The organism is Odoribacter sp. N54.MGS-14 (genome assembly GCF_000980295.1).
GTDB lineage: Bacteria > Bacteroidota > Bacteroidia > Bacteroidales > Marinifilaceae > Odoribacter > Odoribacter splanchnicus.
In genome coordinates this window covers 1-457 of sequence record NZ_LARL01000179.1, presented here as the reverse complement: position 1 = coordinate 457, position 457 = coordinate 1, and the positions used below count along the sequence as shown (strand labels likewise).

Annotated in this window: 2 tRNA genes and 1 rRNA gene; all 3 read left to right on the top strand. The window is 45.3% G+C overall.

Annotated features, from left to right (window positions below):
* Window positions 1-56, top strand: a 16S ribosomal RNA gene (locus WS42_RS14995); the annotation flags it as partial.
* A gap of 134 nt (window positions 57-190) precedes the next feature.
* A tRNA-Ile gene (locus tag WS42_RS14990) sits at window positions 191-264 on the top strand.
* Between the two features lie 17 nt (window positions 265-281).
* Window positions 282-355, top strand: a tRNA-Ala gene (locus tag WS42_RS14985).
* The last annotated feature ends 102 nt before the right edge of the window (window positions 356-457 follow it).

Genomic DNA, 457 nt, shown 5'->3' with positions numbered 1-457 from the left:
GGGCTAAGTCGTAACAAGGTAGCCGTACCGGAAGGTGCGGCTGGAACACCTCCTTTCTGGAGAGGACGAAAGATCGAGAAGGTTTTTGTTCTTGTACTGCTGGTGTTGTTTATTCAAGATATGATTCCGTAATGATACGGAAGAGAGAAAGTAAGAAGCCGGGTCTAATTAAACAGACTAGGTTGAACTTAGTCCTATAGCTCAGTTGGTTAGAGCGCTACACTGATAATGTAGAGGTCGGCAGTTCAACTCTGCCTGGGACTACGAACGGAATCAAGTTCGGGGGATTAGCTCAGCTGGCTAGAGCATCTGCCTTGCACGCAGAGGGTCAACGGTTCGAATCCGTTATTCTCCACTCCATCGGAAACGTAAGAAACGAAGATGAACGATCTATGACATATTGTACAAGCAAACAGTAATTTTAGTAGTAAAGAGCTGAAAGTATATATCATCCCGC